Here is a 13019-nt window from a genome sequence, read left to right on the forward strand (position 1 = left end):
ACCGTCGCCGGCAGCGCGGACCTGGGTGAACCCGCAGACTAACCCGGTGGCGCGAGCGGCCGGGCACGCGACCCGCCCCGGGTCACGCCCATCGAGGGCGCGGGACGCGATCGGAAGCCGATCGCGCTGTTGTCGCGGCGGCAGCGAGAAAGACAAACACCGTTCATGATCGGCCGGCCGACCGACGCCTTTCGGAAACAGTCGGCGCCGTTCGCCCACCCGTCAAACGACAAGATCATAAATTGTCGGCGGCGATAGGAGCCGGACAGCGTTGCGCGCCGGCACTGGGGTGTCGGCGCGCATTTTTGCGGTGGTGCGATTCAGTTTTCCGACCCCGAAGATCAGGTCAGCGCCGGCTCGGCCAGACGGAGCAGGTCGTCCGCCTCCGCCGCAGCCGCCGCGAGCCGATCGTTGTCGGCGCGCAGACGCGTGATCTCGAACTCCAGTGCCTGAACCCTGGCACGCAGTCGGGTGACCTCGTCGAGCAGACGCCGGTCGGGCGCTGCACCTACGTGGCCGTAGAGGGCCTTCGCCATGCTGACTCCTTGATATGCGCTGCCGGAAAGGCCGGCCAACGCGCGCCCATTTGTACGCGGCTGTCATTCCAGGTGTATCTGGGCATGACCGGGCGCGACTGGCGACACCTATATATTGAGCCGCAAACCCCTCCTTCGTCAAGTTCTCGCAGGCCGTAGATCATCTCTACGTCGACCTGTCCACTTGTCGGGGGGCTGCCTCACGGCACGGACACGCTCTGTCCGGACACCTTTACTGTACGCCCGGATTCCCGGAAGTCCGCACCTTGGCGTCCGACTTCCCCTTAACTCTTCCTTAGCCACGTTGCCGCAGGTCGTGGGCGAGTCGTAGCGTCACCCCGGCCCGCAACCGACCCCGTGGAGGCAGTGCCGTGTACGGCTGGACCGACCCGATGGACCCGAACGGCGCCCCCCGGCGCGCCGAGCGGCCGACCGACGAGCCGGACTGGCTGAGGGACCGCCCGGAGCCCCGCTCGTCCTACCTGTTCGGAGACGACCCCGACCAACCCGGTGACGAGTGGCACCGTGCGCAGCCCACCGCTCGCTGGCAGCAGGAACCGGAGCCCGCCCCCTCCGGGCCGGCCGACGAGCGAACCACCGCCTGGGTGGCGTACGAGCCCGCCTACCGGCCGGACGACGAGCCGACCGGCGACTGGCGTGCGAACAGCCCGGCCGAGGAGACCACCGGCGGCTGGAGCACCGGCGCCGGCGACGACACCAGCGGCTGGCGGACCGACGCGACCGATGTCGGCCGTCCGAGCGAGGGGCGGCACCGCTCCCCGCGGCGCTGGCGTCGCCCGTTGATGATCGGCGGGGCCGCCGCTGCGGCCACCCTCGTGGTGAGCTTCGGCGTCGGCGCGCTCGCCCTGCCCGGCGGAGACGGCGCGGACAGCGAGCCGACCGCCGTCGACGACACCATCGCCGCCGCCCCGGCGGTGCCGACCGAGCAGCCGACGGTCGACAGCCTGGTCGCACCCTCCCCGACCAGCTCGCCCAGCCCGGCGAAGCCGAGCCCGTCGCCGACCAGGGTCGTCAAGCCCACCCCGGAGTCGTCGCGGACCACCGCCGCGTCGCGGCGCAGCGCCCAGCGCAGCAGCGCGCCGAGCACCACCACCGGCTCGGGCTCCAGCGGCACCGTCAGCGCCCAGGCCCAGGAGGTGGTGAACCTGGTCAACGCCGAGCGGGCCAAGGCCGGCTGCAAGGCGCTCAGCGTCGACGACAAGCTGATGACCGCCGCACAGCGGCACAGCCAGGACCAGGCCGACCACCAGGACATGTCGCACACGGGCAGCGACGGCAGCAACGCCGGCGTCCGGCTGGACCGCGTCGGCTACTCCTGGCGCACCTACGGCGAGAACGTGGCGTGGAACCAGAAGACGCCGGCCGCCGTCATGGACGCCTGGATGAACAGCTCGGGCCACCGGGCCAACATCCTGAACTGCGCGTTCACCGAGATCGGCGTCGGTATCGCCAGCAGCAACGGGCCGTACTGGACGCAGGTCTTCGCGGCACCGCGCTGACCGCGCGTCGTCGGCGCCCCCGCGCTCGTTTGACCCGGTGAGGTACGCCGGGCCGGAGCGTGGGGGCGGCGGCGTACCGGTGAGGGCGGCGACGGGCCGCCCGCGACCCGGGAGCTGCCGATGCGGATCCGGCCGCGGCGACGCGCCGCCGAATGCCCGCTGCGCCGGATCCTGTCGGCCGGCGTCGTGCTCGCCCTGGTGGTGCCGGCGTACGGCTGCCGGATCGAGCTGGACACTCCGCCCGGCGCGCCCACCACGTGGCCGGCCGCCCAGGCCCGCCACTGGCAGTGGCAGTGGCAGGTCACCGGGCCACTCGACCCGGCGGTCGACGCCGAGGTCTTCCTGCTCGACCCGGTGGCCGCCACGGCCGCCCAGACCGCCGAGCTGCGCTCTCGGGACCGTCGCCTGGTCTGCCAGGTGCACGTCGGCTCGGTCCGCTCGGTCGACCCGGACGCCAGCCGGTTCCCGGCCGCCGTGCAGGGCTCGCCCGGTCGCCGGCCGGGCAGCCGGTGGCTGGACGTCCGAGGGTGGGACGCGCTGGAGCCGGCGCTCGCCGACCGGTTCCGGCTCTGCCGGGGCAAGGGCTTCGGCGCGGTGGCGCTGGCCGACGCCGACGGGTACGCGTCCCGCACCGGCTTCCCGCTCGACTTCGACGACCAGTTGCTGTTCAACCGCCGGCTGGCCCAACTGGCCCGGTCGCTGGACCTCTCCCCCGGGCTGGTCAACGACGTGCCGCAGCTCGCCGCGCTGGCCCCGGACTTCGACTTCGCGGTCAACGAGGAGTGCGTCCGGCTGGGCCAGTGCGCCAAGTTGCTGCCGTTCGCCGACGCCGGCAAGCCGGTCTTCCACGTCGAGTACACCGGCTCGACGGACGACTTCTGCGTCACCACCGTCGGCTACGGCTTCGCCTCGATCCGCAAGGAACGGACGCTCGACGCCTGGCGCGAACCCTGCCCGCTGCCCTGACCTCTCCTGCCCTGCCGCGCGCGTCGATCCAGGGATTCCCCCTGGATCGACGCGGAGCGTGCGGGCGGCGCGGGTCAGGGCACCGGCACCAGCTCCGGGGCGGGGGCCGGCGGATCGGCGGGGGCGGGCGCCGTGCGCGGGCGCAGGAACCGCGGGGTCCACCAGTTGGCGTCGCCGAGCATCGTCATCAACGCCGGCAGCACCACGCCCCGGATGATCGTGGCGTCCAGCAGGATCGCCGCCGCCAGGCCGATGCCGAGCTGCTTCATGTCGATCGTGCTCAACGTGGCGAAGATCGAGAACACCCCGACCATCACGACCGCCGCGCTGGTCACCACGCCGGCCGACGAGGTGATCCCGTACGCCACGGCGTCCCGGTTGGACATGCCGGCCCGGATGCCCTCGCGGATCCGGCTGACCACGAAGACGTGGTAGTCCATCGAGAGGCCGAAGAGCACCACGAAGAGGAACAGCGGTAGCCAGGACACGATCGCGCCCATCGACGTGAAGCCGAGTGGCCCCGCCGCCCAGTCGCCCTGGAAGACCAGCACCAGCAGCCCGTACGCGGCGCCGGCGGAGAGCAGGTTCAGCACGATCGAGCTGGCCGCCACCACCACCGACCGGAACGTGAACATCATGACCAGGAACGTGAGCACCAGCACGAAGCCCATCACCAGCGGCAGCTTGTCCCGGACGTGCTGTGCGTAGTCCTCGCTGTCGGCCACACTGCCGCCGACCGCGTACTCGATGCCGGGGATGCCCCGCAGCTCGGCCGGGACCAGGTCGGCACGCAGCTTCTCCAGCGACTGCACGGAGCGGTCGTCGCGGCTGGCGTACGGGGTGGCGACGTCCAGCACCGACACCCGCCGGTCGGCGGACACCTCGATCTTCGGGCCGTCGGTCTCGGTCGGAGCGAACAGCGGGTCACCGGCGGCCCTGGCGGCCAGGTCGGTGAGCGCGGCGTGGACCCGGTCGGCCTGCTCGGCCGGTGCCCGGACAGCCACCACGTGGTTGGTGCCGGTGCTCGGGAAGGCGGCGGTGAGCCGGTCGTACGCCTGCATGGCCGGGGTGGTGCGCGGCAGGTCCTCCATGCCGGGGAACTTCAGCTTCATACCGAGTGCCGGGGCGGCCAGCGCGAGCAGCAGCCCGACGGAGACGACCAGCGTCGGCACCGGGGCGCGCAGCGCGGGGCGGAGCACCGCTGGCCAGAGTCGGGGCGAGCGGGGCTCGCCGTGCCGGCCCGTGCGTGGCGCGGTCAACCGCCAGAGCAGCGGAACCCGGGGCCGGTCGACCCAGCGGCCGAGCTTGGCCAGCAGGGCTGGCAGCACCGTCAGCGAGCCGACCACCGCGACCGCGACCACCAGGATCGAGCCGACGGCCAGGGACGAGAAGACCACGTCGCCGGCGAGCAGCAGCCCCGCCATCGAGATGATCACGGCGAAGCCGGAGACCACCACGGCGTGCCCGGAGGTCTCCGCGGCGATCTCCACCGCGTCCAGGCCGGAGCGGCCCTTGGCGCGTTCCTCCCGTTCCCGGCGGACGTAGAACAGCGAGTAGTCGACCCCGACCGCCATGCCGATCAGCAGGATCACGGGTGCCGTGGTGTCGGTGGCGGGCACCAGGTGCGAGGCGAGGGTGGACAGACCCATCGCGGCGGCGACCGAGGAGAGCGCCAGCAGCACCGGCACGCTGGCCGCGATCAGCGCACCGAACGCGATGATCAGGATGGCCAGGGTGACCGGGAGGCTGAGCAGCTCGGCACGCTTGAAGTCCTTGCCCAGCGTGTCGTCGAGGGCCTGGTTGATCGACGGCCCGCCGACCTGCTCGACGCGCAACCGCGGGTGCGCGTCCTGGACGGTGGAGGTGGCGTCGCGCAACGGCTGCACCCGGTCCGACGCGGTACCGGGGTCACCGGACATGGTGATCGGCAGCAGGAGCGCCGAGCCGTCCCGGGCGGTGACCGGCTGGCCGACCTCGGCGACCCCGGTGACCGTACGCAGCCGGGCCGCCGCGTCGTCCGCCGCCGCCTTCGCCGCCGCCGGGTCCAGCGCGCCGCCCCGGGAGGTGATCAGGACGTTCTCCACGGCCGGGTCGGCGAAGTCGCCGGAGTCCACGATCAGCCCGGCCCGGCCCGTCTCGCCGATCGCCTGGTCGCCGCTGGTGGCCTCGTTGAGACCGGCGGCGTTGCCACCGACGAAGCACACCGCCACGAACACGGCCCACAGCGCGATCGCCCGCCACGGGTGCTCGGCGCTCCACCGCGCCATCCGCACCGTCACCGGTCTTGTCCGCATCTCGGGTCCCCCTGTCACGTCAACCCCCTGTCAACGGTGCTGACGTTAGGAGCGTGACGAGGCGGTCACATCGGGGATCGGCCCCGGCCGTCCCCGGAGAAAGGTCCACCCCGTCGACGGGACCGCTCGGGCCGCGGGGCGGGCATCAGCCCGCGATTCGGACAAGCGCCAGGGTCCAGCCCGGAACGGTCGGCCGCGACCCGCCGACGGGGACCCGGAACCGACTCCGGGTCATCCCCGAAGGGAACCCCGGGGGCGGGGCTGGCACCGCGGGCAGCTGTACGAGGAGCGGTTCATGAACGCCTCGCGGCGGACCGGGGCGCCGCACCGCCGGCACGGCTCACCCTCCCGGCCGTAGACGTTCAGCGCACGGTCGAAGTAGCCGCTCTCGCCGTTGACGTTGACGTAGAGGGCGTCGAAGCTGGTCCCGCCCTCCTTGATGGCCTCACCGAGCACGTCGCGGACGTGGCCGAGCAGACGCTGCGCGGCCGGGCCGGTCAACGCGTCGGTGGGGCGGGCGCCGTGCAGCCCCGCCCGCCAGAGCGCCTCGTCGGCGTAGATGTTGCCCACGCCGGAGATCAGGGTCTGGTCGAGCAGTGCGCGCTTCACCTCGGTCCGCCGGCGACGCAGCGCCGCGACGAAGGCCGCGTCGGAGAACTCCGGGTCCATCGGGTCGCGGGCGATGTGCGCGATCTCCGCGGGCAGCTCGGCACCACCCTCGCTGACCGAGAGCCCGCCGAACGTGCGCTGGTCGACGAAGCGCAGCTCCGGCCCGTCGTCGGCGAACCGGAACCGCACCCGCAGGTGGGTCTCGTCCGGGGTGCCGGGCGGCTGGAGCAGCAGCTGACCGGACATGCCGAGGTGCCCGATCACCGCGTCGCCGCTGTCCAGGGGCAACCACAGGTACTTGCCGCGCCGTCGGACGTCCAGCACGGTCCGGCCGGCGAGCACGTCGGCGAAGTGCGCGCCGCCGGGGACGTGCCGGCGGACGGCGCGCGGGTGTCGAACCTCCACCGAGGCGATCCGGCGACCGGTGACCCACTGGGCCAGCCCCTGCCGGACGGTCTCCACCTCGGGCAGCTCAGGCACGGCGGTGCCCCGCCTGACGGTCGTCGGCGGGCCGGCCACCGCTGTCGGCGGTCGGGCCCGCGCCGTTGCTGCTGGGGCCGGAACCGTTGGGCTGCTCCGCCGCCACGTCGGCCGGCATGACCTGCGCCGCGTGGTCGGCCTGCTCGGTGCGGGCCGCCCGCTCGGCCTGCTCCAACGGCCCCACCGACTCCTCCGGAGCGGGCGCGCCGTCCTGGCCGTCCTGGTCGGCGAGCATCCGCCACGCCGCCTCGGCGGCCCGCTGCTCGGCCTCCTTCTTACTGCGCCCGTCGGCGCCGCCGTACCGGTTGCCGGCCACCACCACCCAGGCGGTGAACGTCTTGAGGTGGTCCGGGCCGGTGCCCTCGATCCGGTACTCGGGCACGCCGAGCCCGAGCGCCGCGGTCAACTCCTGGAGGCTGGTCTTCCAGTCCAGGGCGGCGCCCCGACCGGCCGACTCGGCCATCAGCGGGTCGAAGAGCCGGTGGATGACGAGCCCCGCGGTATCCAGCCCGTACTGGAGGTAGATCGCACCGAGCAGCGCCTCCAGGGTGTCGGCGAGGATGCTCGCCTTGTCCCGGCCGCCCGTCGTCTCCTCGCCCTTACCGAGCAGCAGGTACGCGCCGAGGCCGTCCGGGCCCAGACCACGGGCCACGTCGGCGAGCGCGCGCATGTTGACCACGCTCGCACGAAGCTTGGCCAACTGCCCCTCGGGCAGGTCCGGGTGGTTGTGGAAGAGCGCCGTGGTGATCACCACGCCGAGCACCGAGTCGCCGAGGAACTCCAGCCGCTCGTTGGTCGGCAGGCCGCCGTTCTCGTACGCGTACGAGCGGTGGGTCAGCGCGCGTTGCAGCAGGTCGGGTTCCAGGCTCACGCCGAAGGCGGCTTCCAGGTGACCGACGGACGCCTGCCGCCGCTTGTCGTTGCTCATGATGTGCGTACCTCGGTGTCGGTGGAACGGTCTGTGCGGTCCGTCGCGGCGTCGCCGTCGAGCAACGCGGAGATCAGGTCGGTGGCGCGGCGCCGCCACAGGTGGGCGGCGAGGGCGATGCCGGAGGCGACGTCGTCGGCCCGTGCGGCGCCGTGGCAGATGACCACCGTTCCGGCCACGCCGAGCAGGGCGGCGGCGCGGGGTGCGCCACCACCGACGGGCGGGCCGCCGGCCATCGCGTACGCGCCCTCGATCGCCTTGAGCAGCACGTTACCGGTGAAGCCGTCGGTGACCACCACATCGGCGCGCGCGCCGAGCGCCACGTCGTACCCCTCGACCAGGCCGACGTAGCGCGCCCCTCCGGGCAGCGGCTCGACGGTGAGCAGAGGGTCGGTGGCACGGCGGACCCGGTCGCCCTTGCCGGCCTCGGTGCCGACCGACAGCAGCCCGACCCGGGGTTCGACGACCGAGTGCGCCACCGCGGCGTACGCGGCGCCGAGCACGGCGTGTCGGGCGAGGGTGGCCGGGCGGGGCTCCAGCGAGCCACCCACGTCGAGCAGGACGACCGGCCCGGCGACGGCGGGCAGGGTGGCGACCAGGGCGGGTTGGCGGATCTCCGGCCAGCGGCCGAGGCCGAGCACCGCGGCGGTGACGGTGGCGCCGGTGGAGCCGGCGGAGACCAGGGCGTCGGCGGTTCCGTCGCGGACGGCGGTGACAGCGGCGCGCACGGTGCTCTCCGCGCGGGCGGCGCTGGGATGGTCGGCCATGCCGACGGCGTCGCGGACGGGCCGCACCGTGATCCGGGCGCGTTGGGCCGGATCCAGGGCAGCGATCAGCCCGTCGGCCACCTCACTCGGGCCGACGAGCAGCAGATGCAGGTCGGGGTCGGCGCGCACAGCCCGCAGAGCGCCGTCAACCACGACGGCGGGAGCGTCGTCCCCGCCGAGGAGGTCAACGGCGATCCGCGCGGTGCCCGGCTCCACCGGGACGTCGACCGGGTTGGGCCGGCCGGCGTCGGTGGGAGCCGGGGCACCGGGCGAATGCCAGGGTGCGCGCGCCGCCCGACCTGGGGTCGGGGGCGTCACTCGGCGTCCAGGTCAGACCTCGAGAACCTGGCGGCCGTTGTAGGTGCCGCAGACGGAGCAGGCGGCGTGCGGCAGCTTCGGGGACTTGCACTGCGGGCACGCGATGGTCGCGACCACGGTCGCCTTCCAGTTCGCCCGGCGGGACCGGGTGTTGCTGCGCGACATCTTGCGCTTCGGGACGGCCACGGTTCTTACTCCTCTGTACGGGTCAGTTGCGACAGGCCTACCCAACGCGGGTCGATCTGCTGGTGACTGTGGTCGGCCGGCAGATCGTCCCAGTGCGCCCCGCAGTCGGGGCACAGTCCTGGGCAGTCCTCCCGGCAGAGCGGGTTGGTCGGCAGTGTGAGCACCAACGCGTCCCGCAGCGCCGGCTCCAGGTCGATCAGATCGCCCTGCATCCGGCCCACCTCGTCCTCGTCGGTCGTGACGTCCGTGGTGCTGTTCTCGTACGCGTACAGCTCCTGGATCGTCACGGCCATCGAGTCGTTGATCTCGCGCAGGCAACGGCCGCACTCGCCCCGGACGGGACCGGTGATGGTCCCGGAGACGAGCACGCCCTCGGACACCGACTGCAACCTCAGGTTGAGGTCGAGGTCCGCGCCCTCCGGCACGCCGATCAACTCCACGCCGAGGTCCGCCGGTGCCGGCACGACCCGCTGGACCTCACGCAACGCGCCAGGGCGGCGCGGCAGGTCCCTCGTGTCGAGGACCAGCGGCGACCTGGGGTCGAGTGTCGATGGCGAGTGCTTGGGCATAGTTAGACTCCGGCCGGTGTGAGGCCGACAAAAAAGGTTACCTGGACGACCGCCCGACAGTCGAACCGGGGGCGACGCCGCCTAAGCATGTCGGCTGGTGAAGTGCCGCTCAGAAGGGTAGCGGGCGTTCCGCCTCATCCCCAGCGAAGGTGCCGATCTCCCGCAGCGCGTGCATCTTGTCCCGGCCGCGCTCTATCGACGCGAGCGCCCGGGTGAGGAACTGCTCGAAGTTGGCCAGGGCGGTGTCGACGTAGTCGTCGACCTCCTCCCGCAGGCGCTGCGCCTCGGCCCGCGCCTCGGCGATGATCCGGGCGCCCTCGTGCTCGGCCGACACAGTGATCTCGTTCACCGAGACCAGGCGGGCGTGTTCCGCCTCACCCTCGCTGATGATCCGGTCGGCCTCGCGCTTGCCGGCTTCCATGATCTTGTCGCGCTCCTCCAGCAGCGCGGCGGCGCGACGCAGGTCGGCGGGGAGGTCGGCGCGCATCTCGTCGAGGGCAGCGATCATCTCACCCCGGTCGACCATGCAGTTGTTGCGCGACATGGGGACGGAGCGGGCCTGCTCCACCATGGTGATCAGTTCGTCGATGCGATCGAGCGGGTCCACCGGTCCTCACTCCCTGTCGTTCGTCGGCCGACCTCCATGATGCGGGCTACGGCCGGTTCCCCGCTCTACCAATCATGGCGTGCTCGCCCCACACCTGCCCCATCCACCCCAACCCGGCGCGTCGCGACACCATCGCGTTGCGCGACCGCAGCGAACCAGACCCTCGTCGATTGCGCACCCTCTGGTGGGGCAAATGCCGCAGAGGCGCACGATCCATCGACCGCAGGCGCACGATCGGCGGGACGCGGAGGAGCCAGGGAGGGGTTACGGGCGGGGGCCGAGGCGGGACTGGAGGGCTTCCCGGACCGGGTCGGGAACGTGGGCGGAGATGTCGCCGCCCCACTTGGCCACGTCCTTGACGAGGCTGGAGGAGAGGAAGGAGTAGAGCGGGTTGGTCGGCATGAACAACGTCTCGACGCCGGCCAGCCCGATGTTCATCTGGGCCATCTGCAACTCGTAGTCGAAGTCGCTGACCGCCCGCAGGCCCTTGATCAGCACGCTCGCCTGCTGGGCCCGGCAGAAGTCGACCAGCAGCCCCCGGAACGACTCGACCCGCACGTTGCCGTACGAGGCCGTCACCTCGCGGAGCATGTCGATGCGCTCCTCGACGGTGAACAGGCCGCTCTTCGACTGGTTCACCAGCACGCCGACGATCACCTCGTCGAAGAGCCGGCTGGCCCTGCCGATGATGTCGAGGTGTCCGTTCGTGACCGGATCGAACGAGCCGGGACACACCGCACGTCTCATGATCGGCGACCGTACCAAAGGGTGGTCTCGCCGTAACGGCGACTGCGCTCGGCAGTGATCCCGTCCACCCAGTCGACCGGCCCGGTGCGGCTGGACCGCTCCACCACCACCAGCGCGTCGGGCGCCAGCCAGCCACCGTCGACCAGCGTCGTCTGCAGCGCGGTGATCTCCGCGTCCGGCACGGCGTACGGCGGGTCGGCGAAGACCACGTCGTACGGCCCATCGTCCGGGCCGGCGGCCAGCACCGTCGCCACCTTGCCGGTCACCAGGCGGACGGCGGCGCCCGCCCGCAGGGCCGCCACGTTCTCCCGGATCACCCGGGCCGCCCGAGAGTCGGACTCGACCAGCAGGACGTGCCGGGCACCCCGGGAGAGCGCCTCCAGCCCGACGGCGCCGGAACCGGCGTACAGGTCGGCGAAGCGGGCGCCGTCGAGGTCGACCTCGGCCTGGACGGCACTGAACAGCGCCTCCCGGACCCGGTCGGAGGTGGGTCGGGTGCCGGCGCCGGGCGGCGCGGCGATCCGCCGGCCGCCGAGCGTCCCGGCCACGATCCGGGTCACCGTCTCCTCCTGCTCATGACACCGACGCTACGCGAGCCGACGGAGGCACCGACCAACACCGTCGGTATCACCTGGGCGAGCACATGATCACTATTCGTATATCAATGATCTCACATTCATAACATCAGTCTTAGCGAATCCTGAGGGCTGTATCACCCGCGACGATCTCGCTAGGGTCGGCCGGGTGTCGGCGGCCACCCGCCGGCTCACGGCTCGGGAGAGCACCCAACAGTCGGACGTGCAGCTACCGTCCGTCCACTGCGCTCCCGTGCCACACACCCCGACGCTTCAGCACTCCAGGAGTACCCGTGATCCGTCCCAAGCTGTCGCTCCGGCGACCGCTGGCCGTCCTGGGAGCCGCCCTCATCGGCCTCACCGGGGCCGTCGCGGTGGCCGCCCCAGCCAGCGCCCACCACACCACGATCAGTGCCACCGCCGGCTGTGACCGGCTCACCGGTGAGCGCGTGATCACCTGGAAGGTGGTGAACAGCGAGGTCAACAAGGGCGCGACGCTCCACAAGGTGATCGCCGAGCCGAACACCCCCGTGACCGTGGCCATGGAGGGCGGGAAGACGGTCCCGCTGGAGGGCTGGGTCATCCCCGAGGGCTCCTCCGTGGAGGCCACCCAGCGCGTGCCCGGCAACACCACCAGCGCCAAGCTCACGGTGCACGGCAAGTGGTTCAAGGAGGGCCAGAAGACCGAGAAGAACACCAACGACGGCAGCATCAACCTCGCCGCCGACAGCTCCTGCACGCCGGCGCCGAAGTGCATCGACGTCGACAAGGCGAAGTTCAGTCACACGTTCGACGGTCCGAAGGGGACCGCCACCGTCAAGCTCGACGGTGACCTGCCGCTCTGCGGCGAGGGCAAGCAGTGGTTCACGCTCGTGTCGTACTTCGCGCCGCGGCCGCAGTTCGCCACCCCGCAGTACGTGTACGGCACGCCGGACAGCGACTTCATCAGCGGCACCCAGACCGAGATCAAGCTGAACGTCGAGATCCCGGACTGCCACACCCAGGTCGACCTGATCTGGGGTGACGCGGAGCAGGTCATCGACCCGTTGGTCGAGGGCGGCAAGCGGTACGACAACAAGAAGCTGGGTTCGCCGGGCGCGCCGGGTAACCGTTCCTCCGGCCCGCAGGGCTGGTACAACGGCGGCGACAAGAGCTGCACCACCCCGGCCTCGACCTTCGCGTCCGCCTGCGACGGTTCGGTGGCGGTCTCGCTGACCAACGACGGCAAGATCAGCAAGTACGCGGTCGAGTTCGAGGTCAAGGGTGAGAACGGCTTCTCCAAGAAGGTCTCCGTCGCGGCCGGCAAGGCCGACACCAGCATCGTGGTTCCGGCCGCCGACGCCGGCAAGATCGAGGTGCTGGTCGACGGCAAGGTGATCGAGAACGGCACGTACTCGTGGCAGCGCCCCGAGGACTGCCCGCTGCCGGCCGTGACCACCAAGGCCGACTGCAAGAACTTCGCTCTCACCGTGACCAACCCCAAGGGCGGTCTCCCGGTGAAGGCCACCTTCACCTACGGCGACAAGACCGAGACCCGTACGGTCGCGGCGGACTCGTCGGAGACGGTGACCTTCAAGGCCGGCAAGGCCGAGACCGCTCTGGTCGCCCTGCCTGACCTGGACCTCGAGCTGCAGGCGGCCTACTCGCCGGAGGAGAACTGCGGCGGCGGGGGCGCCGGCGGCGAGGAGCCGGGCCTCCCGGTCACCGGTGCGGCGGCGGGCGGCATCGCCGCCGGTGCCATCGCCCTGCTGATCGCGGGCGCGGTGCTCTTCGTCATCGCACGGCGTCGTCGGGTGACCTTCACCGCCTGACCTGAACTGCGCTGAACCCGAGGGCGCGTCGACCATCCGGTCGGCGCGCCCTCGGCGTTTCCCCGCCCGTCGCGCCGGCCATAGCTCGATTGCACGACACCTCGAA

General features: G+C 72.0%; 13 protein-coding genes. 3 read left to right on the forward strand and 10 right to left on the reverse strand.

The features are described from left to right. Positions 1–341 precede the first annotated feature (341 nt). A complete protein-coding gene (locus ACTWLT_RS15525) occupies positions 342–536 on the reverse strand; it encodes a hypothetical protein (RefSeq protein WP_007456482.1) in 195 nt (64 codons plus the stop codon). A gap of 371 nt (positions 537–907) precedes the next feature. On the opposite strand from ACTWLT_RS15525, the gene ACTWLT_RS15530 reads away from it, so the two are divergent. Next, positions 908–2056, forward strand: coding sequence for a CAP domain-containing protein (locus tag ACTWLT_RS15530; RefSeq protein ID WP_445318998.1), 1149 nt, complete (start codon positions 908–910; stop codon positions 2054–2056). A gap of 120 nt (positions 2057–2176) precedes the next feature. Further along, positions 2177–3022 (forward strand): endo alpha-1,4 polygalactosaminidase, encoded by an 846-nt coding sequence (locus tag ACTWLT_RS15535; protein ID WP_445318999.1) that lies wholly within the window; start codon positions 2177–2179, stop codon positions 3020–3022. Positions 3023–3096: 74 nt separating this feature from the next. On the opposite strand, the gene ACTWLT_RS15540 is transcribed toward ACTWLT_RS15535, so the two are convergent. The 9 genes from ACTWLT_RS15540 to rsmD form a co-directional block, all read right to left on the reverse strand. Then, positions 3097–5316, reverse strand: a complete 2220-nt coding sequence (locus tag ACTWLT_RS15540) for an MMPL family transporter (RefSeq protein WP_445319000.1) — start codon at positions 5314–5316, stop codon at positions 3097–3099. Between the two features lie 231 nt (positions 5317–5547). After that, the gene (gene mutM / locus ACTWLT_RS15545) at positions 5548–6405 is read right to left on the reverse strand and encodes a bifunctional DNA-formamidopyrimidine glycosylase/DNA-(apurinic or apyrimidinic site) lyase (RefSeq protein ID WP_445319001.1); all 858 of its coding nucleotides are present in this window, start codon (positions 6403–6405) and stop codon (positions 5548–5550) included. Beyond that, entirely contained in the window at positions 6398–7333 is a 936-nt protein-coding gene (gene rnc / locus ACTWLT_RS15550) for a ribonuclease III (protein ID WP_445319002.1), read from the reverse strand. The genes mutM and rnc overlap by 8 nt, the downstream gene beginning before the upstream one ends. Further along, positions 7330–8316: a phosphate acyltransferase PlsX gene (locus ACTWLT_RS15555; RefSeq protein ID WP_252416792.1), complete on the reverse strand. Its 987-nt coding sequence runs from the start codon at positions 8314–8316 to the stop codon at positions 7330–7332. Before ACTWLT_RS15555 ends, rnc begins: the two co-directional genes overlap by 4 nt. A 114-nt stretch (positions 8317–8430) precedes the next feature. Further along, a complete protein-coding gene (gene rpmF, locus ACTWLT_RS15560) occupies positions 8431–8604 on the reverse strand; it encodes a 50S ribosomal protein L32 (RefSeq protein ID WP_252416735.1) in 174 nt (57 codons plus the stop codon). 5 nt (positions 8605–8609) lie between these two features. Beyond that, complete coding sequence (locus ACTWLT_RS15565) at positions 8610–9173, reverse strand: YceD family protein (RefSeq protein WP_252416736.1); 564 nt, start codon at positions 9171–9173, stop codon at positions 8610–8612. Positions 9174–9282: 109 nt separating this feature from the next. Then, the gene (locus tag ACTWLT_RS15570; RefSeq protein ID WP_252416737.1) at positions 9283–9780 is read right to left on the reverse strand and encodes an SPFH domain-containing protein; all 498 of its coding nucleotides are present in this window, start codon (positions 9778–9780) and stop codon (positions 9283–9285) included. Positions 9781–10044: 264 nt separating this feature from the next. Next, on the reverse strand, positions 10045–10527 hold the full coding sequence (coaD, locus tag ACTWLT_RS15575; protein ID WP_252416738.1) for a pantetheine-phosphate adenylyltransferase: 483 nt from the start codon (positions 10525–10527) through the stop codon (positions 10045–10047). Beyond that, positions 10524–11087 carry a 16S rRNA (guanine(966)-N(2))-methyltransferase RsmD gene (rsmD, locus tag ACTWLT_RS15580; RefSeq protein WP_445319003.1) on the reverse strand — a complete coding sequence of 188 codons (564 nt, stop codon included), beginning with the start codon at positions 11085–11087 and terminating at the stop codon, positions 10524–10526. The genes coaD and rsmD overlap by 4 nt, the downstream gene beginning before the upstream one ends. A 308-nt stretch (positions 11088–11395) precedes the next feature. Between rsmD and ACTWLT_RS15585 the strand changes: the two genes are divergently transcribed. Beyond that, positions 11396–12913: a cell wall anchor protein gene (locus tag ACTWLT_RS15585; protein ID WP_445319004.1), complete on the forward strand. Its 1518-nt coding sequence runs from the start codon at positions 11396–11398 to the stop codon at positions 12911–12913. Positions 12914–13019: the final 106 nt, after the last annotated feature.

The organism is Micromonospora yongxingensis, assembly GCF_052601155.1.

Bases quoted from the DNA above. Each gene is read 5' to 3' on its own strand.
- ACTWLT_RS15535 (WP_445318999.1), top strand. From the start codon at position 2,177: ATGCGGATCCGGCCGCGGCGACGCGCCGCCGAATGCCCGCTGCGCCGG.
- ACTWLT_RS15525 (WP_007456482.1), bottom strand. From the start codon at position 536: ATGGCGAAGGCCCTCTACGGCCACGTAGGTGCAGCGCCCGACCGGCGT.
- coaD (WP_252416738.1), bottom strand. From the start codon at position 10,527: ATGAGACGTGCGGTGTGTCCCGGCTCGTTCGATCCGGTCACGAACGGA.
- ACTWLT_RS15540 (WP_445319000.1), bottom strand. From the start codon at position 5,316: ATGCGGACAAGACCGGTGACGGTGCGGATGGCGCGGTGGAGCGCCGAG.
- ACTWLT_RS15565 (WP_252416736.1), bottom strand. From the start codon at position 9,173: ATGCCCAAGCACTCGCCATCGACACTCGACCCCAGGTCGCCGCTGGTC.
- rnc (WP_445319002.1), bottom strand. From the start codon at position 7,333: ATGAGCAACGACAAGCGGCGGCAGGCGTCCGTCGGTCACCTGGAAGCC.